This is a genomic window from Alteriqipengyuania lutimaris, assembly GCF_003363135.1.
Classification (GTDB): Bacteria; Pseudomonadota; Alphaproteobacteria; order Sphingomonadales; family Sphingomonadaceae; genus Alteriqipengyuania; species Alteriqipengyuania lutimaris.
In genome coordinates, this window is sequence record NZ_QRBB01000001.1 from 642,113 (window position 1) to 664,430 (window position 22,318).

At 65.4% G+C, this 22,318-nt stretch carries 22 protein-coding genes; 19 read left to right on the top strand and 3 right to left on the bottom strand.

Going from position 1 to position 22,318, the window contains the following annotated elements; genetic code table 11:
- Positions 1 to 58 precede the first annotated feature (58 nt).
- The gene (locus DL238_RS03150; protein WP_147290978.1) at positions 59 to 247 is read right to left on the bottom strand and encodes a hypothetical protein; all 189 of its coding nucleotides are present in this window, start codon (positions 245 to 247) and stop codon (positions 59 to 61) included.
- Positions 248 to 405: 158 nt separating this feature from the next.
- Between DL238_RS03150 and DL238_RS03155 the strand changes: the two genes are divergently transcribed.
- Positions 406 to 2,073 carry a long-chain-fatty-acid--CoA ligase gene (locus tag DL238_RS03155; RefSeq protein ID WP_115490926.1) on the top strand — a complete coding sequence of 556 codons (1,668 nt, stop codon included), beginning with the start codon at positions 406 to 408 and terminating at the stop codon, positions 2,071 to 2,073.
- A 73-nt stretch (positions 2,074 to 2,146) separates the two neighbouring features.
- On the opposite strand, the gene DL238_RS03160 is transcribed toward DL238_RS03155, so the two are convergent.
- Together DL238_RS03160 and DL238_RS03165 are read right to left on the bottom strand one after the other, a co-directional pair.
- Positions 2,147 to 2,647, bottom strand: a complete 501-nt coding sequence (locus DL238_RS03160) for a bactofilin family protein (protein ID WP_325048432.1) — start codon at positions 2,645 to 2,647, stop codon at positions 2,147 to 2,149.
- Positions 2,640 to 3,782, bottom strand: coding sequence for a M23 family metallopeptidase (locus DL238_RS03165; RefSeq protein WP_115492743.1), 1,143 nt, complete (start codon positions 3,780 to 3,782; stop codon positions 2,640 to 2,642). The genes DL238_RS03160 and DL238_RS03165 overlap by 8 nt, the downstream gene beginning before the upstream one ends.
- A 220-nt stretch (positions 3,783 to 4,002) precedes the next feature.
- Between DL238_RS03165 and DL238_RS03170 the strand changes: the two genes are divergently transcribed.
- The 18 genes from DL238_RS03170 to DL238_RS03255 all read left to right on the top strand — a co-directional run bounded on the left by DL238_RS03170 (position 4,003) and on the right by DL238_RS03255 (position 22,275).
- Complete coding sequence (locus tag DL238_RS03170) at positions 4,003 to 4,812, top strand: nicotinate-nucleotide adenylyltransferase (RefSeq protein ID WP_234030939.1); 810 nt, start codon at positions 4,003 to 4,005, stop codon at positions 4,810 to 4,812.
- Positions 4,813 to 4,950: 138 nt separating this feature from the next.
- A complete protein-coding gene (rsfS, locus tag DL238_RS03175) occupies positions 4,951 to 5,313 on the top strand; it encodes a ribosome silencing factor (RefSeq protein ID WP_115490929.1) in 363 nt (120 codons plus the stop codon).
- 83 nt (positions 5,314 to 5,396) lie between these two features.
- Entirely contained in the window at positions 5,397 to 5,819 is a 423-nt protein-coding gene (locus DL238_RS03180; protein WP_115490930.1) for a 23S rRNA (pseudouridine(1915)-N(3))-methyltransferase RlmH, read from the top strand.
- 8 nt (positions 5,820 to 5,827) lie between these two features.
- A complete protein-coding gene (locus DL238_RS03185; RefSeq protein WP_115490931.1) occupies positions 5,828 to 7,063 on the top strand; it encodes a murein hydrolase activator EnvC family protein in 1,236 nt (411 codons plus the stop codon).
- A gap of 125 nt (positions 7,064 to 7,188) precedes the next feature.
- Positions 7,189 to 8,526, top strand: coding sequence for a S41 family peptidase (locus DL238_RS03190; RefSeq protein ID WP_115490932.1), 1,338 nt, complete (start codon positions 7,189 to 7,191; stop codon positions 8,524 to 8,526).
- A gap of 33 nt (positions 8,527 to 8,559) precedes the next feature.
- On the top strand, positions 8,560 to 9,039 hold the full coding sequence (locus DL238_RS03195) for a disulfide bond formation protein B (RefSeq protein WP_115490933.1): 480 nt from the start codon (positions 8,560 to 8,562) through the stop codon (positions 9,037 to 9,039).
- Positions 9,040 to 9,056: 17 nt separating this feature from the next.
- The gene (locus DL238_RS03200; RefSeq protein ID WP_115492744.1) at positions 9,057 to 9,554 is read left to right on the top strand and encodes a demethoxyubiquinone hydroxylase family protein; all 498 of its coding nucleotides are present in this window, start codon (positions 9,057 to 9,059) and stop codon (positions 9,552 to 9,554) included.
- Positions 9,555 to 9,655: 101 nt separating this feature from the next.
- On the top strand, positions 9,656 to 10,222 hold the full coding sequence (locus DL238_RS03205) for a hypothetical protein (protein WP_115492745.1): 567 nt from the start codon (positions 9,656 to 9,658) through the stop codon (positions 10,220 to 10,222).
- 118 nt (positions 10,223 to 10,340) lie between these two features.
- The gene (gene wecB / locus DL238_RS03210) at positions 10,341 to 11,465 is read left to right on the top strand and encodes a non-hydrolyzing UDP-N-acetylglucosamine 2-epimerase (protein WP_115490934.1); all 1,125 of its coding nucleotides are present in this window, start codon (positions 10,341 to 10,343) and stop codon (positions 11,463 to 11,465) included.
- Positions 11,466 to 11,833: 368 nt separating this feature from the next.
- Entirely contained in the window at positions 11,834 to 13,795 is a 1,962-nt protein-coding gene (locus DL238_RS03215; RefSeq protein ID WP_115490935.1) for a polysaccharide biosynthesis protein, read from the top strand.
- 230 nt (positions 13,796 to 14,025) lie between these two features.
- The gene (locus DL238_RS03220) at positions 14,026 to 14,706 is read left to right on the top strand and encodes a class I SAM-dependent methyltransferase (protein ID WP_115490936.1); all 681 of its coding nucleotides are present in this window, start codon (positions 14,026 to 14,028) and stop codon (positions 14,704 to 14,706) included.
- Positions 14,707 to 14,834: 128 nt separating this feature from the next.
- Positions 14,835 to 16,118, top strand: coding sequence for a flippase (locus tag DL238_RS03225; protein WP_181883797.1), 1,284 nt, complete (start codon positions 14,835 to 14,837; stop codon positions 16,116 to 16,118).
- Complete coding sequence (locus DL238_RS03230) at positions 16,115 to 17,122, top strand: glycosyltransferase family 2 protein (RefSeq protein ID WP_115490938.1); 1,008 nt, start codon at positions 16,115 to 16,117, stop codon at positions 17,120 to 17,122. Before DL238_RS03225 ends, DL238_RS03230 begins: the two co-directional genes overlap by 4 nt.
- Positions 17,123 to 17,168: 46 nt before the next feature.
- Positions 17,169 to 18,077: an ATP-grasp fold amidoligase family protein gene (locus tag DL238_RS03235; protein WP_115490939.1), complete on the top strand. Its 909-nt coding sequence runs from the start codon at positions 17,169 to 17,171 to the stop codon at positions 18,075 to 18,077.
- Between the two features lie 10 nt (positions 18,078 to 18,087).
- Complete coding sequence (locus tag DL238_RS03240) at positions 18,088 to 18,852, top strand: class I SAM-dependent methyltransferase (RefSeq protein ID WP_115490940.1); 765 nt, start codon at positions 18,088 to 18,090, stop codon at positions 18,850 to 18,852.
- A complete protein-coding gene (locus DL238_RS03245) occupies positions 18,816 to 20,033 on the top strand; it encodes a glycosyltransferase (RefSeq protein ID WP_115490941.1) in 1,218 nt (405 codons plus the stop codon). Before DL238_RS03240 ends, DL238_RS03245 begins: the two co-directional genes overlap by 37 nt.
- The gene (locus tag DL238_RS03250; RefSeq protein WP_115490942.1) at positions 20,030 to 21,223 is read left to right on the top strand and encodes a CapA family protein; all 1,194 of its coding nucleotides are present in this window, start codon (positions 20,030 to 20,032) and stop codon (positions 21,221 to 21,223) included. The genes DL238_RS03245 and DL238_RS03250 overlap by 4 nt, the downstream gene beginning before the upstream one ends.
- Positions 21,220 to 22,275, top strand: a complete 1,056-nt coding sequence (locus DL238_RS03255) for an EpsG family protein (RefSeq protein ID WP_115490943.1) — start codon at positions 21,220 to 21,222, stop codon at positions 22,273 to 22,275. Before DL238_RS03250 ends, DL238_RS03255 begins: the two co-directional genes overlap by 4 nt.
- The last annotated feature ends 43 nt before the right edge of the window (positions 22,276 to 22,318 follow it).

Here is a 22,318-nt window from a genome sequence, read left to right on the forward strand (position 1 = left end):
CGCCGCCCACCCGGCGGGATCGACGTTCCCAGCGGACGGCGATTCGCCGCAGCCGCCCTCAGAGCGTCAGGTAGGCGACCAGCCCGAGGCAGGCGACCGACACGCCGATGAACGAGCCCTTGGCCAGGGTCTTCACGCGGCGTTCCCGTCTCGCGCGGCGGCGCCTGCTTTCTTCTTTCGACATGGAAATCCATCGATTGATCGGAAAATGGCCCGCACCGGTTGCGGAAATCCCCTCGGCGGTCAAGCCGCCCCGATAGCTTCCCCCCAAGTGGGCGATCGGCCTGCCAACGACGTTTGCGAATCGATCCGTCGGAGCGCTCCCCTCGTGAAATCCCCTCGCAAAAGCGCGGAACCTGCAAGCAAATCCTTGCAGCGCGCTCGCTCGCCCGGCATCAGGCTTACATGGATGTAAGCAAGCTGCCCTATCACCACCCGCGCCCGTGGGACTCCCCGATCGCGACCACGACCATGCCCGCGCTGTTCGGGCGCGCGGTCGAAGCCCATCCCGATCGTACGCTGGTCGAATTCATGGGCCGCAAGCTCAGCTATCAGGCGCTGCATGCCGAGGCGCGGCGCTTCGCGGCCGGGTTGCAGGAGGCGGGGATCGGCCGCGGCGACCGGATCGGTCTGTTCCTGCCCAACGTGCCGATCTACCTTTCGGCCTATTACGGCGCGATGATGGCCGGGGCGACGGTGGTGAACTTCTCGCCGCTCTACTCGGTCGACGAACTCTCGCACCAGGTCGAGGACTCGGGCACGCGCCTGCTGGTGACGGTGGACGTCGTGCAGCTCTACGACACGGCGGCCGCGGTACTCGAGAAATCCTCGCTCCAGACGCTGGTCGTGGGCGAGCTTGCAGGCATGCTGCCCACGCTCAAGGGCCTGGGCCTCAAGCTGTTCAAGCGCAGCGCGGTGGCGAAACCCGCCTATGGCGAATCGATCCGCAAATGGGCCGACATGCTGCCGCGAAGCGAGCCCCAGCCGCTCGACATCGCACCCCACGAGATCGCGCTGCTGCAATATACCGGCGGCACGACCGGGCGGCCCAAGGGCGCGATGCTCAGCCACGCGAACCTCGCCGCCAATGCGCAGCAGGTCGATGCGATCGATCCGTTCGACCGCGACGATCCCGATGTCATCATGGGTGCGCTGCCGCTGTTCCATGTCTTTGCCAACACCTGCGTGCTCAACCGCAGCATCGTGCGCGGGGCGACCATCGCGATGGTCCCGCGCTTCGACGCGGGCGACGTGCTGAAGACGCTACAGCGCGCGCGCTGCACCGGTTTTCCCGGCGTGCCGACGATGTTCCAGGCGCTGCTCGATCATCCCAAGGCGGCGCAGGCCGACTTCTCGCAGCTCAGGATCTGCATTTCGGGCGGCGCGCCACTGGCCGATCCGCTGCGCGAGAAGTTCGAGAGGGTGTCGGGCGTACGGCTGGTCGAAGGCTACGGCCTGACTGAAAGCTCGGGCGTGGTCTCGACCAATCCCTACGTCTCGCAGCGCAAGGCAGGCACCATCGGACAGGTCATCCCGCAGACCCGGCTGCTGCTGCTCGACAAGGAGGACGAAACGAAAATCGCCCCCGAGGGCGAGCCCGGCGAACTGGCAATCCATGGCCCGCAGATCATGCAGGGCTATTGGAACCTGCCACAGGCCGATGCCGAGGTCTTCGTCGAGCACGATGGCCGCAAATGGCTGCGCACCGGCGATGTCGCGCGGATCGGCCCCGATGGCTTCGTCGAGATCGTGGACCGCATCAAGGACATGATTTCGGTCGGCGGCTTCAAGGTCTTCCCCAGCCAGGTCGAGGATGTGCTGCAGGGTCATCCCGCGATCCGCGACGTGCTCGTGATCGGCGTGCCCGATGATTACCATGGCGAGATGCCGCGCGCCTACGCCACCCTCCAGCCCGACGCCAAGGCGCCGAGCGCCGAGGCACTGCGCGAATGGCTCAATGGCCGCGTGGGCAAGCACGAGCGGGTGGACGAGATCGTGATCCGCAAGGAACTGCCGGTGACGATGGTCGGCAAGCTCGACCGCAAGGCGCTGCGCAAGGAAGTGCTGGGCTGATCCCCGCCGGGCAGTGCACACGAAAAAGGGCGCGCCGCTTGCCGCGACGCGCCCTCGATAACCCTGTCCGGTATCAGTAGTAGTTCGAGCTCGTCTCGGTCTCGCCGTCGGTGTCGTTGTCCGAGGAAAACGGCGAAATGCCGAGGTCGGCGGTGGTCGAGGATGCCGGTGCATGGCTGGCGGCGCCGTTGCTCGAAGACGTCTCGCTCGCGCCGGGTGCCTCCCTGCTGGGTGCCGGTGCGGCGTCGCGCGGGGCGAAGCGGCCCTGTACCGAAGCGCCCTGTTCCACGGTCAGAGCTTCGTAATGGACATCGCCGTTGATGTTGGCGCTGCGCAGGATCACCAGCTCGCGCGCATGGATCGATCCCTCGACCCGGCCCGCAAGCCGCGCACTCTCGGCGGTGACTTCGCCGGTGATCTGGCTGCCTTCGCCCTGGACCAGCGAGGAACAGTCGATGTCGCCTTCGACGTTGCCGTCGATATGCAGTTCGGTCGAGGCGGTGATGTTGCCGGCGATGGTGACGTCTGACCCCAGCACCGAGAAGCTGCCCGAGGAGGATGAGCCCTTAGACACTGGCGCCGCCTTCGGCGTCGCCGGCCGCGCGGGTGCTTGTGCCGGGGTTTCGACGGGCTTTTTTGAGAACATCGGGGGCTAACTCCAAGAATGTGCGCGGGTTGACTGCGGTGCCGTTCACTCGAACCTCAAAATGCAAGTGCGGGCCGGTCGATCGACCCGTGCTTCCAATAGCGCCGATCACCGCGCCTGCTTCAACCCGGTCTCCCACGCGCGCCTCAAAACGCGACATGTGGGCGTAACGGGTTAGGAGACCCTGCCCGTGACTGATTTCGACCACGTTACCATAACCGCCTCTTCTGCCGACGAAGGTCACTTTCCCGCGCGCGGTCGCGTAGATCGGCGCCCCCATCGCGGCCGGGAAGTCGAGGCCCTTATGCATCGCCGCCCGCCCGGTGAAAGGGTCGCGCCGCAGGCCGTAGGAGGAATTCGCGGCCCTGGTATCGGTCGGCTTGATCTGCGGCACGCCTGCCAGCGTCGATTCGAGCGCGGCGAGCCGCGTGAGGCTGAGGCCGAGGCGTTCGAAGCGGGGATCGATCTGTTCGCCGCCGAAGACCGTCTCCAGCGGACCGCCGCGTGCGCCCTGTTCCGCCGATGCGAGCATCTCCTGCGGGTTGAGCCCCAGTTCGCGCAGGGCCCACATGGCCTGCTGCGAGCGCTGGTCGGCATAGCGGGTCAGTCCTTCGACGAAGGCGATCTGGCGCGCTTCGATCCGCGCGAGCGCCGCCGCTTCGGGTATGGTGGAGGAGACTTTCTCGATCAGGTCGTCGTGTTCGCCGGTGGCCTCGCCCGTCGCCTCGTGCTCGACCGTATCGGAGGGCATGACCTTCATCATCTCTTCGATGAAATCCTGCCGCTTCTGCAGATCCTCGGTCACCGCGCCGATATCGGCCTGGTAGGCCTTCAGCCGGTCCTCGGCCGTTGCGACGCTCGCTTCGCGCTGCATCAGCGAGGCGCGCTCGACGCTGGCCTGATATTGCAGCACGCTCATCACGCCCATGCTGCCGACGAAGGCGGCCGTGGCGGTCAGCGCGAGCGCGGCGGTGCGCTTCTGCAAACCCGAACTGATCTTGATAAAGCGGACTTGGCCCTGCGAGCGCATGAAAAATTCGCGCTCCGGAAACCATTTTTCCATGCGCTGCGCCCACGTGAGGCGATCGTCGGTACGATGTTCCAAAGCTACCCCTACCGCTGTTCCGGTCCCACGATTCGCGCTAGCAAGCGTGAGGGGTGAGGTCGAATCCCAGCCCGAGTGGACAGGATGAACGGATCATTACCTACGACGAACCGTGGAACGGAATGAGTTTACATAGGAATATTAGGGAACCGTTCTGCAAAAAGATGGTTGTCTGCGCTTGACCGATTCCCCCGTTCCGATGCCCGGGCCGACCAGAGTCCCCTTCGCGTTTTCCGCGGCGGGACGCCCCCCTGCGAACAGATCTACCGCACCGCGCACGAGGGGCCGCAGGCGCATCGGTCTGCTGGGGGGCAGCTTCAACCCGGCGCATGGCGGCCATCGCAGGATTTCGCTCTTTGCGCTCGACGCGCTCGGCCTCGACGAGGTCTGGTGGCTCGTCTCGCCTGGCAATCCTCTCAAGCCAAAAGAGGGGATGGCACCGCTGCCCGCCCGCTTTGCCTCGGCGGTCATACAGGCGCGGCGTGCGCGCATCCGCGTGACCGCGATCGAGCGCGAGTTCGGCACCCGCTATACCGTCGACACGATCCGCGCGCTGCAATCCCGCTTTCCCAAGCACGAATTCGTGTGGCTGATGGGGTCCGACAATCTGGCGACATTCCACAGGTGGAAAGACTGGGAGCGCATCGCGCGCAGCCTGCCGATTGCGGTTATCGCAAGACCGGGGTATGAGATGGCAACCGTCGCAAGCCCCGCGGCGGCCATGCTGCGTCGCTTCCGCATGGATGCGCCGCGGTTCAGGAACATGCGGTTCCGGACGAGGGGCGAAGGGAGCGCACCGATTCTGGTGACCCTGCGATTCGATCCCGACGGCCGATCCGCCACCGCGATCCGCGATGGCGGTCCGGACTGGGCCTCGAATTGGGCCAAAAACGGGAATCGCGATCTGGCGCGCTCTCATATCCGCGATCAGATAACCCATCGGCCCATTGTGCCCGATGCGGCCGACACGGAGCCGGGAAGCGCATGACTCGCATATGCTCCCGGCCATTCTTATCTTTCAGGAATGACAGGAGTATCGACCTCGCCCATGACAAACGCGCAAGCCGCAACAGCCGTTTCCCGTGCGCCCGCCGCACCCCGGGCGCCGGGCGGAGCATCTTCTTCGATGACTGACCGGTCCGAAGCCCTCCATGCGCTCGTGATGCAGCATCTGGACGACGACCAGGCGCAGGACATCGTGAGCATCGATCTCGATGGCAAGTCGAGCATTGCCGACCATATGGTCGTCGCCTCGGGCCGCTCGACCCGCCAGGTCGCCTCGATCGCGCAGAAGCTGGCCGACAAGCTCAAGCAGGAAGGCCACGGGCCTGTGCGCCTCGAAGGGCTGCCTGCCGCCGACTGGGTCGTGATCGACGCGGGCGACGTGGTCGTCCACCTGTTCCGTCCCGAAGTGCGCAGCTTCTACAATATCGAGCGGATGTGGTCCTTCGGCGACGACGAGAAAGCGGCCGCCGGCGGCAACGCCTGAGCGCGGCGTATTTAAGGCCGGTAACGCCCGCCCCCGGGCTGGCATAGCATCCCGCAACGCGCCGCCAACCGACGGAAAGTGCCATGCTTCTCCATATAGTTGCGCGCGGCAAGATCGGCCGCTCGCCCGAAGCCGAACTGGTCGACCGCTATCTCGCCCGCATCGCTTGGGACACGAAACTGACCGAATTGCCCGAGATCGGCGGTCGTATTCCCGCCGAAAAGACCCCGTTTCGCACCATCGCGCTCGACGAGAAGGGCCGCGATCTCTCCTCGGAGAATCTGGCGAAAGTGCTGGGCGACTGGCGCGACGGCGGCATTCGCGAATGCCGCTTCCGGATCGGCGCGGCCGACGGCCATAGCGACGATCAGCGCCGAGAGGCCGACCTGCTGCTCGCCTTCGGCAAGGCGACCTGGCCGCACCTGCTGGCGCGCGCGATGCTCGCCGAACAGCTTTTCCGCGCCACGAGCATTCTTGCCGGGCATCCCTATCATCGGGCAGGGTAGCCCTGCCGATGTTCAAGCGTTTCGCCCTCATTGCCGCACCCTTCGCGCTCCTCGCGACGATCGCCATCGTGCCGCAGGCCTTCGGCCAGCGCGCCGAGCAGTTCGAGGATGCCGACGCCGTTCGCGCCGCGATCGCGCGAGCCGAGCGTGCGTCCGAGCGTGCCGCGCAGCGCGGTCGTTCGCTCGAGGCGGCGGCCGAGCAGGCCGAGCAGGAGGCGGAGCGGGTTGCGAACCAGGCCGCTGCGCTCGCCGCGCGCATCCAGGAAACCGAAGCCGATATCGAAGCCGCGCAAGGCGAGCTGTCGCTCATCGCGCGCCAGCAGCGCGCGCTCGACGCCCGGCTGGGCGAGCGGCGCGAACCGCTGATCCGGCTGACCGGCGCCCTGCAGAATTTCTCGCGTCGTCCGCTGATCCTCTCGGTCTTCCGGCCCGGTTCGATCCGCGAGAGCATGTATCTGCGTGCGGTCCTCGAAACCACCATCCCGCAGGTGCGCGGCCGCACGGCTGCATTGCGCGCCGAAATCGATCGCAGCCGCGCGCTGCGCGACGCGGCGCAGGGCGTCCTCGCGCAACTGGCGGAGCAGGAGGAGCGGCTGGAGTTTCGTCGCACCCAGCTGGCCGCAATCGAGACCCGCAAGCGGCTGGCCGCGCGGCGTCGCGGGGGCGAAGCCGACCGGCAGGAGGAACGCGCGCTCGCTTACGCCGAAGAAGCACGCGACCTCGACGGCCTGATCGCCCGGATCGATGCGGCGGGCACGATGCGGGAAGAGCTTGCTGCGCTTCCGGGCCCGGTGATCCGCCCGGCACGGCCCTCGCAGGCGCGCGTGAGCGGCACGACATCGCGGATCCCCGCGGCGGACAGCGGCAGCGTGCAGTCGCCCGCAGACCTGCGCCTGCCGGTGAACGGTCGCACATTGCGGGGCTTCGGCTCGGTCGACCGGACGGGCATGCGCTCGCAGGGCCTGTCGATCCTCGCGCGCGGCGGCGCACAGGTGGTGACGCCCGCGCCGGGCCGGATCGCCTTCGCCGGGCCGTTCCGCGGGTTCGAGCGAATCGTGATCATCGAACATCCCGCCGGCTGGACCAGCCTCATCACGGGCCTCGCGCGGACCGACGTCACCGTGGGCGAACAGCTGACCGAAGGCGCGCCCATCGGCGTGGCACCGCCCGAGGGCGGGGCGATCGGCTTCGAATTGCGCCTCGGCGGACGTCCCGCCAATCCCCTCGACCACCTGACCCGATAGAGGTCTGTCGGGCCAGGTTGCGCGCAGGTAGACGATCGGGAGGCTTAAATCCCCGCCCGCGCTCCATCTGGCGTTAATCCCTTGTGCGCGATACATGGAGTCGAATGTCCGGAAGGCTTGAGAATATGAAACTGCCCGTCGTCGCCCGCTCGCTCGCTTTCGTGTCGGCGCTCGCCATGATCCCCATCGCCACCGCCGGCGTCGCGCAGGTCGACAGCCGCGTGGCGCCCGAATTCGCCAAGCTGTTCGCGACCTACCAGCGGGTGAAGGCGAGCTATGTCGATCCGGTCGACGACGAGAAGCTGATCCGCGGCGCGATCGACGGCATGCTGGCCAGCCTCGACCCCCACTCCGCCTATCTCGACGGCAGCGATCTCGAGCGGCTCGAGACGCTGATCGACGGCAATTACTCGGGACTCGGCCTGTCGGTCGTGATGGAGGACGGCGCGGTCAAGGTCATCAGCCCGTTCCGCGGAAGCCCGGCGGAAAAGGCGGGCATCAAGGCCGGCGACTTCATCACGCATCTCGACGGCAGGCTGATCTATGGCGGCGATCTGGACGAGGCGGTCGCGCAGATGCGCGGGAAGGCGGGCACGTCGATCAACCTGACGATCTTCCGCCCCGGTTCCGACGAGCCGATCGAAACGAGCGTGACGCGCGGCGTGATCGAGCTCGAACCGGTGACGCACTCGGTCGCCGAAGGCGGCATCGGCATCATCACGGTCAACGAATTCTCGCGCGATGTCGGTGCGGACGTGTTCGCCGCGTGGGGCGAAATCCAGAAGGAGGCCACCGGCCGGGTCAACGGCCTCGTGCTCGACCTGCGGTCCAACCCCGGCGGCTCGCTCGACGAAGCGGTCGCGCTGTCGGACCTGTTCCTCGACAGTGGTCGCATCGTCTCGCAGCGGGGCCGCGCGCAGGGCGAATCGCTCTCCTACAATGCGGAAACGATCTATCGCGGGCAGATAGCGCAGGACGTCCCGCTGATCGTGCTGATCGATGCAGGCTCGGCCTCGGCCAGCGAGATCGTGGCGGGCGCCTTGCAGGATCACCGCCGCGCGCTGGTGATGGGCGAGCGCAGCTTCGGCAAGGGCAGCGTGCAGTCGCTGGTCCCGCTGGGCAACGATGCCGCCCTCAAGCTGACCACCGCGCGCTATTACACGCCCGACGGGCATTCGGTGCAGGAAGGCGGGATCAAGCCCGATATCCGCGTGCCGCAGATATCCGACCCCGACATGGAGCGGCGGATGAAGTACCAGCTGCGCGAAAGCGACCTGCGCGGCCACCTGATCAACGAGGCGGGCCTGCAGGACGACGACATGGAGCGTGACCTGAAGCAGGATCCGCGCTTCTCGCAGACCGCCGACGAACTGAAGGAGCAGGGGATCGAGGATTTCCAGCTCGACTACGCGATCAAGACGCTGCGTCGCACCACGCCGAGCGCAATGGCCCTGCGCAACTAGGGCCGGCAACGGGCCCGCAAGGAGCGTGAAGGCATGATCGGCACTCCATCCGCACGGGCGGCGCGCTGGATCGTCGCCGTGGTGCCCCCCCTGCTGCTCGGCGGGGCCTATGTGGGGCAATATGCCTTCGGGCTGTACCCGTGCGAGATGTGCTGGTGGCAGCGCTGGCCGCATTTCGCCGCGCTGGGCTTCGCCGTCCTCGCCTTTCTGGCGCCCCCGTACAAGCTGTGGGTCGCCCTTGCCGCGCTGGCGATCGTCGCATCGGGGCTGATCGGCGGCTTTCACGCGGGCGTCGAATATGGCTGGTGGGAAGGGATCACCGGATGTGCGAAGATTCCGACGGCGAGCGAGGGCAGCGCGCTCGACGCGATCCTCGCCACTCCGTTGATCCGCTGCGACGTGGCACCATGGTCGTTCCTGGGCGTTTCGCTGGCAGGCTTCAATTTCATCATCTCGGTGACGGCGGGCATCGCCGCGCTGGCACTGCTCGCACGCAAGGGGAACGCATCGTGAGAAACGACATCAAGCGCATGATCCGGGTCGACCAGGCGGGCGAATTCGGCGCCACGCGAATCTACGCGGGCCAGCTTGCCGTGATGGGCGATCGCGCGCCCCATTCGGGCGAGGTCGCGGCGATGGCGCGGCAGGAGGACGAGCATCACGAGGCCTTCAACGCGCTGATGGCGGAGCGCGGCGTGCGCCCGACCGCGCTCCATCCCTTCTGGTCGGTCGCGGGATATGCGCTGGGCGCGGCGACCGCGCTGATCGGGCCCAAGGCCGCGATGGCCTGCACCGCCGCGGTTGAGACCGAGATCGACAAGCACTATTCGGACCAGCTCGACGCCTTGCAGGACGCCGACGAAGAGCCCGAGCTGCAGGCGATGATCCACCAGTTCCGCGAGGAAGAGCGCGAGCATCACGACTCCGCGATCGCCGCCGGGGCCGAGGAAGCGCCCGCCTATCCGATTCTGTCCGCCGCCATCCGCTTCGGCTGCCGCGCCGCCATCCGCATCTCCGAGCGGGTATGAGCGCCGGGAACCGTGCCTCGGCGCGGAACGCTTCAGTCACAGTTCAGCCATTTGCGTCGCTTATGGCGCCCAACCACGAAGTTTCGCCGCAGAGGCCCGTCATGAAGATTTTCGCCACCGCAACATGCGCCGCCATTCTCGCGTTCGCATCCGCCAACCCCGCCGCCGCGCAGGACGAAGCTGGCGACCGGGTCAACATGGTCATCGCCTACAGCGAGGCCGATTGCCCCGAGCAGTCGGCGGAGAACGAGATCGTGGTCTGCCAGATCGTGGTCGAAGCCGACCGCTATCGCATCCCGCCCGCACTGCGTTACAGCGACGATCCCGAGAACAATTCCTGGGCCCAGCGGGTCGAGGCCTTCCGCTTCGTGGGCGATTTCGGCGCGATGAGCTGCTCGCCCACCGGGGCCGCCGGCTTCACCGGCTGCACGCAGAAAATGATCGACGCGGCCTACGAGGCGCGCGAGGGCGGTTCCGCCGCGCGCTTCAGCCAACTCATCGCCGAAGCGCGTGCCGAGCGTCTCTCGACCATCGACGAGGATGCGGCCGCCGAGCAGGAGCGGGTCGAGCAGATCGAGCGCGAATATATGGAGCGGCTGGAGCGTGAGCGGCAGGCGGAAGTGCCTGCGGAGCCGCTGCCCCAGCCCGAGTCCTCCGCCGACGACTGATCCATGCGATGATCGCGCTCCGCGAATGATCCGGCGCGAGGGTTGCGTGCTCTTGGCGGCGCGGCCATAGCCAGGCGCGGGTTCCGCAAAGGCGGACGGAGCGGAAGGGGCATCGCAAGTGGCGCGGATCTTGGTCGTCTTCGGAACCCGGCCGGAAGCGATCAAGATGTTTCCGGTGGTCCATGCCCTGCGTTCAATCGACGCCCTCGAAACGCGCGTGGCGGTGACCGCGCAGCATCGCGAACTCCTCGACCAGGTGCTCGATATTGCCGGAATTCGCCCGGACATCGATCTCGATCTCATGAAGCCGGGCCAGTCGCTCGATGAACTGGCTTCGCGAATACTGCTTTCTTTCGGGCAGGTGCTGGACGAGGTGCGGCCCGACCGCGTGCTCGTCCACGGCGATACCCTGACCACGATGATGGTGACGCTTTCGGCCTATTTCCGCCGGATCCCGGTCGGCCATGTCGAAGCCGGCTTGCGCAGCGGCAATATCTATTCACCCTGGCCCGAGGAGGTAAACCGGCGCGTGACCGGGGTGGTCAGCGACCTCCATTTCGCCCCTACCGCGCGCGCAGCCGAGGCTCTCCGAGCCGAGAATATCACGCCACAGACCGTGCACGTCACCGGCAATACCGTGATCGACGCCCTGTTGAAGACCCGTGAGATCGTGCTCTCGCGCCCCGCCCTCACGGCGCGACTCGATCCGATCGCCGCGCGCTTCCAGGGGCGCCGGATCATCGCGGTAACCGCCCACCGGCGCGAGAATTTCGGTGAAGGCATGGCCAGCATCGCCGGCGCGATCCGCGACATTTCGGAACGAGAGGGCGTCGCGGTCATCTTCCCGGTCCATCCCAATCCCCAGGTTCGCCCGATCATGGAGCGGGAGCTGGCGGATCGTGAGAACGTCGCGCTGATCGAGCCGCTGGATTACCCGCAATTCGTCAGGCTGATGGAGATGTCCGACATCGTGCTGACCGATAGTGGCGGCGTGCAGGAAGAGGCACCGAGCCTCGGAAAGCCGGTGCTGGTCATGCGCGACACGACCGAGCGGCCGGAGGGAATTGCGGCGGGCACGGCTCGGCTGGTGGCGACGGATCGCGCGCGGATCGTGGCCGAAACCGTTCGTCTCTTGGACGATCGTTCGGCCTACGATGCGATGTCCCAGGCCCACAATCCCTACGGAGACGGCACCGCAGCCGAACGCATCGCCCGTCTCGTCGCGCGGGCCCACGGTCTGTGAAGGGCCATACTTCGCAACGGCCCGATCGACTCGGTCCGGTAGATGAGGCCCGCACGCTCCCCGCGCACCGCCGCAATCATCCCGGATCGAAATCGGAACAGGGGGCGATCTGCAACAGATAGCAGCATTCGCCCTTTATTCCTTGCCACGCGTTGACCTCCACCTCCGTTTCCGAAGGCTTAGACACCCGTTGCCTGGTACCCGCGGGGCACCTCTTCAAAAAGTTTGTCAAAAAACGAGCTCTGGCGTACTGCGAATTCGAATGCGCGGGGAGACGGGAGCGTCCTGCGGCTGCTTGTCTGATCGAGTTCAAACTCGACTGAGAGCCGCCCCTTTGTTGTTTGGTTGGCGAAGCATCTGGAAATGCAATGCAACAGAGCAGAGAGGGTATACCTGTATTAGACGCCTGGGCGCTCAGGCTTCTCGGCGCCTCGCGCGCGTTCGCCAGCGTGGTCGTACGCGCCGATCGCAAGGTCAAGCGGATGGTCGTGGCAGCTACCGACCTCGTGCTGCTGGCCGTCGCCGTCATCATCAGCTTTTCGCTTCGGCTGGGTTACTGGGACCTTTTTTCGCAGCCGATCGTCACCGTTCTTGCGATCGAAGCGGCGCTTTTTCTGGCCATCTTCCCGGCAGGCGGCATCTATTCCAACCTGTTCCGCTTTCTGGGATCCCGCGGGATGAGTCAGCTTGCTCTCGCGAGCATCGGCTTGGCCATACCCAGCGTGATCATCATCGGATTCTACGCCCCACCCGGAGTGCCACGTACGGTGGGGGCCATCTTCCCGCTGGTTTTCTTCCTCCTGGTGACGCTTTCGCGCGTTGTGGCGCGCTATATCCTCATCGATCTTCTGGGAGAGCGTAGCGAGCTGCGCCGGGTGATCGTGTTCGGCGCGGGCGACGAAGGCCGCCAGCTGGCCGCATCGATCCGGCGCGAGCGCGCCTACAAGCTCGTCGGCCTGCTCGACGACGACCCCGGGCTTGCCGCAAGCCGGCTCGACGGAATTCCGATCTTCGGGACCGACATGCTCCAAGAGGTCATCGACCGGCTTGGTGTTGATATCGTCTTCCTCGCCGAGCCGGGCCTCTCGCGGGTGCAGAAAACGGCCTTGATCGACAAGCTGCGGTCGCGTGCGGTCCGCGTGCTCACATTGCCTGCCATTTCCGAAATCGTCGACGGTAGCGTGTCGGTCAGCGATCTGCGCGAAGTCGATGTGACCGAACTGCTGAGCCGCGATCCGGTGGCGCCCGATTGCGAGCTGTTGGCCCAGTCGATCCGTGACAAGGTTGTGCTGGTGACCGGTGCGGGCGGGACGATCGGAGGCGAACTGGCACGCCAGATCGTCAAGCAGAAACCCCGGCGCCTGGTTCTGCTCGATATGAGCGAGGCCGCGCTGTACCAGATCGACGGGGAGATCCGCCATATCCTGGCCGACGGCGATCACGGCGATATCGACATCGTGCCCGAACTCGCTTCGGTCGAAAAGAAACTCGCCGTGCGCAGGATTTTCGAACGCTTCCGCCCCGACACGGTCTATCATGCCGCCGCATACAAACACGTTCCGATGGTCGAGGCGAATGTCATCTCCGGCGTGAAGAACAACGTGCGCGGCACGTTGAACGTGGCTCTGGTCGCGCGCGAGACGGGGGTGGGGCGGGTTACGCTGATCAGCACCGACAAGGCGGTGCGCCCGACCAATGTCATGGGCGCATCCAAGCGGGTTTGCGAGATGATCTTTCAGGCATTCGCCGCCGATACGCGCGGACAGACGGTTTTCTCGATGGTCCGTTTCGGCAATGTGCTCGGCTCGTCCGGCTCGGTCGTCCCGCACTTCAGGCAGCAGATCGAGACAGGCGGCCCGGTGTCGGTCACCCATCGCGACATCACCCGCTATTTCATGACAATTCCCGAAGCGGCCGAGCTGGTCATCCAGGCTGGCGCGATGGCGAAGGGCGGCGAGGTATACCTGCTCGACATGGGCGAGCCGGTGAAGATCATGGATCTCGCCAAGACGATGATCCTGCTGTCGGGGCGCACGCTCCGCGATGCGGATAACCCGGACGGCGATATAGAGATCGTGGAGACCGGCCTGCGTCCCGGTGAGAAGCTCTACGAAGAGCTGCTGATCGATGGGCATGCGGAGCCGACCCGTAATCCGCGGATTTTCAGGGCCGAAGAGGGCTTCATCCCCTGGGAAAAACTCGAACGGGACCTGACCGAGCTCGAGCAGTACGGCGATGACGGGAAGGACATGCTCGTGCGTCGCAAGCTCGCGCAACTGGTTCTGGGCTATCGCAACCGCGCGGACCAGGGAATGGTAGCGAACCTGTGACGACGATTGACCGCTGTCGTTTCCCGTGTCTTCCAGCGGCGGCGTCACCGGCGCGAACCGCGGGGCCGTCACGCCGTCCGCCGCCGGACCGCTAGACCGGTTTTTGCAATTCTGACCCCAGGGCAAGATTATGGCGGGCGCGGCACCCGCCTCGGCAATCCCGCACCTTCGACCGCACAGATCCCTTTCCCCGTCCAATCCATGCGGGGGCCGATACGAGGCCACTTAGAATGACCATCTTCCGCCAGATATTCATCGCATTCGCGCGGGTATCGAAACGCTTCTCGCGAGAGAACCTGTACGAATGGCTGACCATCGAGCTCGACAGGCTCCCCGAGGGGAGCAAGGTGCTGTGTATCGGCGGCGGTGGCGGCCTCGATGGAATGATTGCCAGGCATCCGGCGACCGACACGATTTCGATCGACATCGACCCGGATCGCAAGCCCGACATGGTGATGGACGCCACGCAAATGACCTTCGCCGACGATGATTTCGACGCAGTTTTCATGATGGAAGTGCTCGAACACGTGCGCGAGCCGCAAGCTGCGCTGAGCGAGATCGAACGCGTTCTGAAGCCGGGCGGACCCTTCGTACTCAGCACCCCCTTCGTGTTCGGCATTCACGAGGAGCCGTGGGATTACTGGCGCTTCACGCGCCACGGCCTCGAAGAACTTCTGCGTTCCTTCGAGGTCGAACGGATCGCGCCGCGAAACTACTACTACCGCTCGATCATCGTGCAGTTCATGCGTACGATCTTTTCCCCTGGGCGCAAACGTCAGGTGGTCGGCATGTTCGCGATCCTGGTCGGCAGCCCGTTCTTCCTTCTCCTCATGCTGCTCGACAAGATCGCCCCTGACGATCGCTCTACCACCGGCTATTTCGCCGTCGCTAAGAAGCGCGTAGCAGGCTGAGGCCCCGGCCCGACCGCCTTGCCAGACCAGCGATGAACTTGCGCACATTCAGATCCACGCCTGCCGGCATCGCGAGCGGGAAAGGCCTTAAGGGACAGCTCGTTCGCGCAGGCGCGGGCGGTATGGGAGTGCGCATCCTTTCCCTGTTCGCCACGCTGGCGTCATCGGTGGTGTTGGCCCGCGTCTTGGGCGATGTCGATTACGGGATCTACGCTTTCGCGCTCTCTGTCACGGCATTGCTGGCGCTGCCGGTCCAGGCAGGCCTGCCCCTGCTCGTCATCCGCGAGACCGCCAGCGCGGATTCGGCCCGTGACGGGACGGCGATGCGCAGCATCATCGGATGGGCGCTGCGGATCAACATCATCTTCGCGCTTGTCGTCGTCCTCGCCGTACTGGCGGTGACGCTCGTAGCGGGCGACGGCATTTCGACCCAGGACCGCCTCATCTTCTGGCTCGCGGCGCTGCTCATCCTGCCGGTGGCGCTGTGCAGCACGTTGGGCGCAATCCTGCGGGGCCTGCGCAAGGTGATGTCGGGCCTTTACCCGATCGAGGTCGTGCGGCCCCTGCTCATCAGCCTGCTGGTCGCAGCCGGTGTCGTCCTCGCCGCACCCAATCTCGATGCGACTGCGGCCCTGGCGCTCAACTTGGTGGCCACTCTGGCGGTGTTGGCGTTGCTGGTCGTCCTCGTGATGCGCGCGCTTCCGCCGGAGAGCCGCCGGATGAGTGGAATGCAGTTCCAGACGTCCAGCTGGCTCAAAGCGCTAGTGCCGCTTGCCCTGATGTCGAGCCTCCATCTCGTCAACCAGAACGCCGACATGGTCATGCTGGGGATCTTTCGCGAGCCGCAAGAGGTCGGCTACTACAAGGTCGCCGTGTCGGGCGCCGGCTTCGTGATCTTCGGCCTGTCCGCGATCCAGGTGGTCGCAATGCCCTATGTCAGCCGGTTTCATGTCGAGCGGGACCCGGTCCGCATGCAACGCCTCGCCGCGGCCTGTGCGGGCGGCTCCGTGCTGCTGGCAGTCCCCGTCTTCGCGCTCTACCTGGCAGTTGGCCGGCCCCTGATCGGCCTGGTTTACGGGGCGAGCTTCGAGGCAGCGTGGGAGCCGCTCATGCTGCTGTCCATCGCGCAGATCATCAACGGCGTCTTCGGCATCGTCTGGCCGCTGCTGGTGATGACCGGCAACGAGAAGGCGGGTTTTCGCGGAATGATAGTGGCCACCGCCATCAACGTGACTCTCAATGCCGTCCTGATACCCGACATGGGTGCGGTCGGCGCAGCCATCGCCACCGGCATTTCGGTCATCGTGTGGAACGTGTTGTTCTGGATCAGCGCCCGGCGGCTGATCGGTATCGACGCCTCCCCTCTGGGCCTGCTTCGTCGCGCGCGGCCGCCTCATAAGGAAGCGCCATGACTGCGTCGCGGATCCCTGCGATTTCGGTGACGATGGCGGCCTATAATGTCGCGCCGTTCGTCGGCGAATGCCTCGACAGCGTTCTCGGGCAGGAGTTCGCCGACTTTGAGCTGATCATCGTCGACGACGCCTCGCAGGACGGGACCTTCGCGATCCTGCAGGATTATGCCGAGCGCGATCCGCGGATCCGCCTCCTGCGGCAGGAGCGCAACCAGGGTCTGTCCGTCGCCCGCAATATCGGCATCGCGCAGGCGCGCGGCGAATGGGTGACTTTTCTCGATGCCGACGATCTCTTCAGCCCCGCAATGCTGCGCCGTGCGATCGAGAAGGGACGCCAGGCCGATGCGCAGATGGTCCTGTGGGACTATGCGGCCTTCACTGACCAGGCGCGGATAGCCGGACTGGCGGCAAAGCCGTCTTCGCTGATCGCAAGCGGAGGCGACGATCGGGTCGCGCTGCTCGATCGCCCTGCCTTTGCGTGGACCCGGATGGTACGACGCGACGCGTTGGAGCGCCTGGATATCGCCTTCGCGCCGGGACTTACCTATCAGGACGTGCCGGTGCACTGGCAGCTCGTCACGCAGCTCGATACCATCGCTGTCGTGCCCGAACGGCTTGCTTTCTACCGCCAGCAACCTGCCGCGACGACCGCCGGCAAGGGCATCAAGCGGGCCGACTATTTCCATGTCCTCGATCTCGTGGAGCAATATCTGATCGAGGCTCATCTGCTCGAAACCTATGCCGATGTGCTGACCGGGCTGCAGCTCAACGCATGGCACGGGGTCTATGATGTCGTCGCGCCCAAGCATCGCATGAAGGTGCGGGCCATGATCGACGAACGCTTCGAAGATCGCCACCGCGCCTACCTCGCGGCGGGCAAGCCGCTGCGGTGGCAGGCGCGCGCATTCTTCCGCGCCCGCGAGGGGAACGTCGTGGCGGCCTCGGCCCTGGCGGCACGGAACATGGCTCGCGCGCTTTACCGGCGCCTGGGGAAGGGTGGCTGACTTGGAAGTTCGCGGATCCTCCCCCGCTGCGCGGTTCAAGCGCGCCATGAGGCGCTGGAAGGGCGCCAGCCCGGCCGGTCACCTCCTGTGGCTGGAATGGCTGCGCGCGCGCGGAGCGGTGAACCTGCGCCGGTTTTCGGACCGCGAGGCGATCATCAAGCTCTACCGCGATTACAGCGGACGCGAGCCGGACCTCGAGAATCCGGTGCGCTTCAGCGAGAAGCTCCAGTGGCTCAAGCTCAACAACCGCGATCCGCTGCAGACCGTGCTGGCGGACAAGCATGCGGTGCGCGGCTATCTGGCCGATCGCGGTTACGGCGACCTCCTGTGTCGCCAGATCGCCTGCGTGGAAAACGCGCGCGAGATCGATTTCGATGCCTTGCCCGATCGCTTCGTGGCCAAGGCCGCGCATGCCAGCGGCTGGAACCTGATCTGCACCGACAAGTCGCGCTTGAATCGCGGCCATGCGCGGCGGCTCTTCGCCGCCTGGCTCCGCCAGGGCATTTTCTGGAACGGGCGCGAATGGCCGTACCGCGACATGCCTCGCCGAGTCGTAATCGAGGAATTCCTGTCCGACTCGAGCGGCGGCTTGCGCGATTACAAATTCTATTGCTTCCACGGCGAACCGCGCTTCATCCAGGCGAACGCGGGGCGCGGCTCGAGCGACCACGCGCAGAATTTCTACGATCTCGACTGGAACATCCTGCCCTTCGGCAAGGATCTAGCTCCGCGGCCCGACATCGCAATTTCTCCGCCGGCTTCGCTGCAGCGGATGGGCGAAATTGCCCGCGAGCTTGCCGCCGGACATCCCTATGTCCGCGTCGACCTGTACGATCTCGACGGGAAGGTGGTGTTCGGCGAACTGACCTTCTATCCGGCGAGCGGGCTACCCGATTTCATCCCCGACGGGCAGGATTTCATCTGCGGCGACATGCTCTCCCTCTCAGCACTCTGAGGACACTTCGATGATGCACACCTTGCAGGACGAACAGAAGGTACAGGAAAGCTGGTATTCCTTTCCGTATCACTATGTCTCCGCATTGCCGCCGCAGTTCGGCGTTGCGCGCACCTACGACTGGTGTCTCAACTATGTCTCGGCCATCACCTTTTTGCTCGACCGGATCGGGGCCGAGGAAAGCCGGAGCAAGATCATCGACATCGGATGCGGTGACGGGCGCTTGACGCATGAGCTGGCGAAGCGGTTTCCCGACTCGCAGCTGACCGGGATCGACTATTCCGCGCAGGCGATCGGGCTTGCGCGGGCGCTCAATTCGGGCGCGAATCTTCGTTTCGAGGCGCGCGATCTCATTGCCGATCCGATCGAAGCCGACAACGACGCCGCGGCGCTGATGGAGGTATACGAGCATATCGAGCCGTCGAAGGCGGACGCCTTCCTTCGCGGTGTGCGCGATACGCTGCGGCCCGGCGGCGTGCTGCACCTGACCGTGCCGCACGTGAACCAGCCGCTCGCTCCGCATCACTTCCGTCACTTCACATCCAGCGTTCTCGCTGCGGAAATCTCGCAATATTTCGAGATCGAAGAGCTCAAGCCGTTCGAACGCATCTCGGGCAAGCGCCGGTGGATGAACCGGCTGCTGATGAACCGGTTCTTCGTGCTCAATCACCAGGGCGCGTTGAACGCGGTTTTCCGCCATTACATGAAGACGATGTTCCACTGCGAGGGCGAGGACCAATGCCAACGTCTGTACCTGAGAGCGATCCGGCGCTGACCGGCCGGCTCAGGGTCTGGCACGTCGTTGGACCGATGGACCAGGGCGGGGCCGAGGTGATGATCATGGAGCTGCTGCGCCACAAGGCACCAGGCACGAAGGTCGATTTCCTGGTTCACCAGACGCGCGGCCATGTTTCCGGAAGCGCGGATTTCGATGCGGAGATCCGTGCGTCGGGCGCGCGCCTGCTGCCCATCCTCACTCCGGCGCAAAGCGGGGTCATCGCCTATCTGCGCGATTTTTTGGCCATCGTTGCCGCGCACGGGAAACCCGACGTCGTGCACACCCATCTCAACGCGCGCAGCGGGATCGTCGCGCTGGCGGCAAGGCGGGCGGGAATCCGCAGGATCATCGTCCACGCACATGCCGCACTGACCTTTCGCGGATCGCTTGCCTATCGGGCCTTTGCCAATATCGAGCTGGCCCTGAGCAAGATGATTTTCGCCGGTCTGGCGAGCGATTTCTGGGGTTGCTCGCGCGAAGCGATCGACAGCCAGTTCGCGCGCTGGCCATCGCGCGGCCAGCCGCGCGTGGTGATCCGCAATGCGATCGACACGCAGGCCTACTCCACCATCGATGCCGATCAGATCGACCGCGCGCGCGAGGCCTTGTCAGGCGGGCGGCCGGGGCTGCTCATCGGGACCGTGGGGCGGATCGTCCGCCACAAGAATGCCGCACTGCTGGTCGACCTGATCCACACGCTCGAGATGCGCGGGATCGATGCGACCCTCGCCATCGTCGGGCGCGAGCAAGACGCGGGATATTGCGCGGAAATCCGTGCACGCGCCGCAGAACTGGGCCTTTCCAAGAGGGTTCGGCTGGTTGGCCCGCACAGCGATATGCCGGCCGTGATGGCGGCGCTCGACGTGTTCGTCTCGCCCGCGCTTCGCGAAGGCTTCGGCCTGGTCGCGCTCGAGGCGCAGGCCGCCGGCACGCCGTGCGTGTTGTCGGAAGGCTTCCCAGCGCTTATCGATATGGGGCTGGGGCTGGTGTCGCGGCCCGAAGGCTATGACATCGATCGGTGGGCAGATGCGGTGGAGATGGCCGCTCGGCAGGATCGCCCCTCGCGCGCGGCAGCGGCTCGGGCCATCGAACAGCGGGGCTTCTCGGCCCATGAAAACACGCGGCGGATCGAAAGAGCCTGGCGCGATCCGTCCTTCATGCCCGGAGAGACCGCATGAGCGCACAAGTTTCGGCCTCGTTGCTGCTGTGCGGCGATATCTGCCCTACGGACGATACCCGGGCATTGTTCGACGGCGGCAATCCGGAGGCCCTGATGGGCGGCCTCGCGCACAGGCTCCGCGCGGCGGATCTCGCGGTCGCCAATCTCGAATTCGTGATGAACCGCTCGGCACCCGCTGCCGAAAAGATCGGACCGGTCCTCGCAGGAAAGCCGCGGGACGCACAGTTTCTGGCCGCCGCAGGCTTCGGGATGCTCACCTGCGCGAACAATCATATCAAGGACTACGGCGAGGCAGGGGTGCTCGAAACGCTCGCGGCATGTCGCGAAGCCGGTCTGCGGACCACCGGTGCCGGGCATGACGCAGCACAGGCGGCCGAGCCGGCAAGGATTATGCTGAACGGTCGCAAGATCGGCATCTTCGCGCTCTCCGAACGCGAATTCAATGCAGCGACGAAGGCCGAGGCCGGAGCCCATGTGTTCGACCCGCTGACCGACCTCGAAACGCTGCGTGCACTGGCCGAGGAATGCGATTTCGTCGTCGCGATCTACCATGGCGGAATCGAGTACTACCAGTATCCCAGCCCGCTCCTTCAGCGGACCTGCCGTTCCTTCGTGCGGCATGGGGCCGATCTGGTGCTGTGTCAGCACAGTCACGTGATCGGGACCATGGAAGCCTATGAGGGCGGCCATATCCTCTATGGTCAGGGCAATTGCATCTACGGGTATCGCGCCGGCAAACCCCAATGGAACGAGGGGCTGGCAGTCTCGGTCAAACTGCCGGGCGGCGATGACAGCGCGCCCGAGATCGACCTGATCCCGATCGGTTGCGACGAGAACGGCGTTGTCGATCTCTTGCCGCCGGAGCATGCAAAGGCTTGCCTCGATGCGCTCGGAGAACGCTCGCGCCAGGCAGAGGACGAGGTTTGGCTGGAGCAGTCCTGGAACGCCTTTTGTGACCGTCTGGCCGGGAACCAGTTGCCGCATGTGCTGGGTCTGGGGTTGTGGCCGACGCGGCTCAACCGGGTGCTCGGCGGGCGTCTCGTGCGCATGCTTTACAATCGGCGCCAGCGGATGATCGCGATGAATGTCGTGCGGTGCGATGCCCATCGCGAAGTCGCCCTCACGGCCTTCGAACAATCGCTCGGGCGACGCGATCGCGCGATACCGCCGGGAAGCGGCGAGCCATGATCCCCTATTTCCTCCATCTGGCCTGGACTACTCTGCTGGCCTTTTGGGCGGAGCGGCGCGCGATGCCGCGCTTCGCGGCGATCGCACTTGCGGGTATCCTGATCCTCTCGCTGGTGCTTTTCGCGGGGTTGCGCGCAGTACCGGTGGGGGCCGACACCATCGCCTATGTCAACCGGTACGAATATCTCGTCGGGAACGGCCTTGTCTGGGACGCTGACGGAACCGCGGAGGTGGGTCACAAGCTGCTGTTCGCCATTGCACGTCTGCTGTCCGACGACTGGTCCGTAGCTCTGATCGTCACGTCCGCGTTCGCGATCTTCTTCTATCTGCGCGCAATTACGCGGCTGGCGGCGAGCCGGGCGATAGCCATCTTCACGTTCATCGCTTTCGGATATTTCGTCTTCCACATGAACGGCCTGCGCCAGGGAATTGCGCTGGCGGTCTACTTGAACGCGCTGCCCGCGCTGATCGCCGGTCGGCCGGGGAGGTATGCCTTCTGGGCGATATTGGCCTCGTGCTTTCACATCACGGCCATCTTCACATTGCTTGCCTATCCGCTGCTGCGCGAGAGATTCTCGGCCCGGGCGATCTTCCTGCTCCTGACCATCGGTGCCGTGGCGCTGATCGGGCTGGATGCGGTGTTCGGGCTCGCCGGGCTCGCCAACGAACGGTACGAAAGCTACGCGGAACGTACCGAGACGGGCGGCGCCCTGCTGGCACTGTTCTACGGCACGATGAGCGTATTCTTCATCGTCATGCGCCCGATCATCCGCCCGCAGTGGGCCCGCGCCTATGATGTGTTCCTGCTGATGCTCGTTCTGGGGGCGACGATCCACGCGATGGTGTCGGCAACCGGCATCTATATCGAGATTTCCCGGATGGCGCTCTATTTCCACGCCGGCATGATTTTCCTGTGGCCGATAGCCATTCTCTCCCTCCCGGATCGCCGATCGAGAGCCTACATGCTGCTCGTCATGGCGGCGCTGGGGGGGGCCTTCTATTTCGTCTATCTGCGCGAGATCGGCAACCTCATCCCCTACCAGACCGCCTGAGGGAAGCTTCTGCTTCCCGGTGCCGCAACATCAGAGGCCTGCC

Excerpts from the sequence above, each read along its gene's own strand:
- DL238_RS03155 (WP_115490926.1), top strand. The coding sequence starts at position 406 with ATGGATGTAAGCAAGCTGCCCTATCACCACCCGCGCCCGTGGGACTCC.
- DL238_RS03165 (WP_115492743.1), bottom strand. The coding sequence starts at position 3,782 with ATGGAAAAATGGTTTCCGGAGCGCGAATTTTTCATGCGCTCGCAGGGC.
- rsfS (WP_115490929.1), top strand. The coding sequence starts at position 4,951 with ATGACTGACCGGTCCGAAGCCCTCCATGCGCTCGTGATGCAGCATCTG.
- DL238_RS03180 (WP_115490930.1), top strand. The coding sequence starts at position 5,397 with ATGCTTCTCCATATAGTTGCGCGCGGCAAGATCGGCCGCTCGCCCGAA.
- DL238_RS03185 (WP_115490931.1), top strand. The coding sequence starts at position 5,828 with ATGTTCAAGCGTTTCGCCCTCATTGCCGCACCCTTCGCGCTCCTCGCG.
- DL238_RS03190 (WP_115490932.1), top strand. The coding sequence starts at position 7,189 with ATGAAACTGCCCGTCGTCGCCCGCTCGCTCGCTTTCGTGTCGGCGCTC.
- DL238_RS03195 (WP_115490933.1), top strand. The coding sequence starts at position 8,560 with ATGATCGGCACTCCATCCGCACGGGCGGCGCGCTGGATCGTCGCCGTG.
- DL238_RS03200 (WP_115492744.1), top strand. The coding sequence starts at position 9,057 with ATGATCCGGGTCGACCAGGCGGGCGAATTCGGCGCCACGCGAATCTAC.
- DL238_RS03205 (WP_115492745.1), top strand. The coding sequence starts at position 9,656 with ATGAAGATTTTCGCCACCGCAACATGCGCCGCCATTCTCGCGTTCGCA.
- DL238_RS03215 (WP_115490935.1), top strand. The coding sequence starts at position 11,834 with ATGCAACAGAGCAGAGAGGGTATACCTGTATTAGACGCCTGGGCGCTC.
- DL238_RS03220 (WP_115490936.1), top strand. The coding sequence starts at position 14,026 with ATGACCATCTTCCGCCAGATATTCATCGCATTCGCGCGGGTATCGAAA.
- DL238_RS03230 (WP_115490938.1), top strand. The coding sequence starts at position 16,115 with ATGACTGCGTCGCGGATCCCTGCGATTTCGGTGACGATGGCGGCCTAT.
- DL238_RS03235 (WP_115490939.1), top strand. The coding sequence starts at position 17,169 with ATGAGGCGCTGGAAGGGCGCCAGCCCGGCCGGTCACCTCCTGTGGCTG.
- DL238_RS03240 (WP_115490940.1), top strand. The coding sequence starts at position 18,088 with ATGATGCACACCTTGCAGGACGAACAGAAGGTACAGGAAAGCTGGTAT.
- DL238_RS03245 (WP_115490941.1), top strand. The coding sequence starts at position 18,816 with ATGCCAACGTCTGTACCTGAGAGCGATCCGGCGCTGACCGGCCGGCTC.
- DL238_RS03250 (WP_115490942.1), top strand. The coding sequence starts at position 20,030 with ATGAGCGCACAAGTTTCGGCCTCGTTGCTGCTGTGCGGCGATATCTGC.
- DL238_RS03255 (WP_115490943.1), top strand. The coding sequence starts at position 21,220 with ATGATCCCCTATTTCCTCCATCTGGCCTGGACTACTCTGCTGGCCTTT.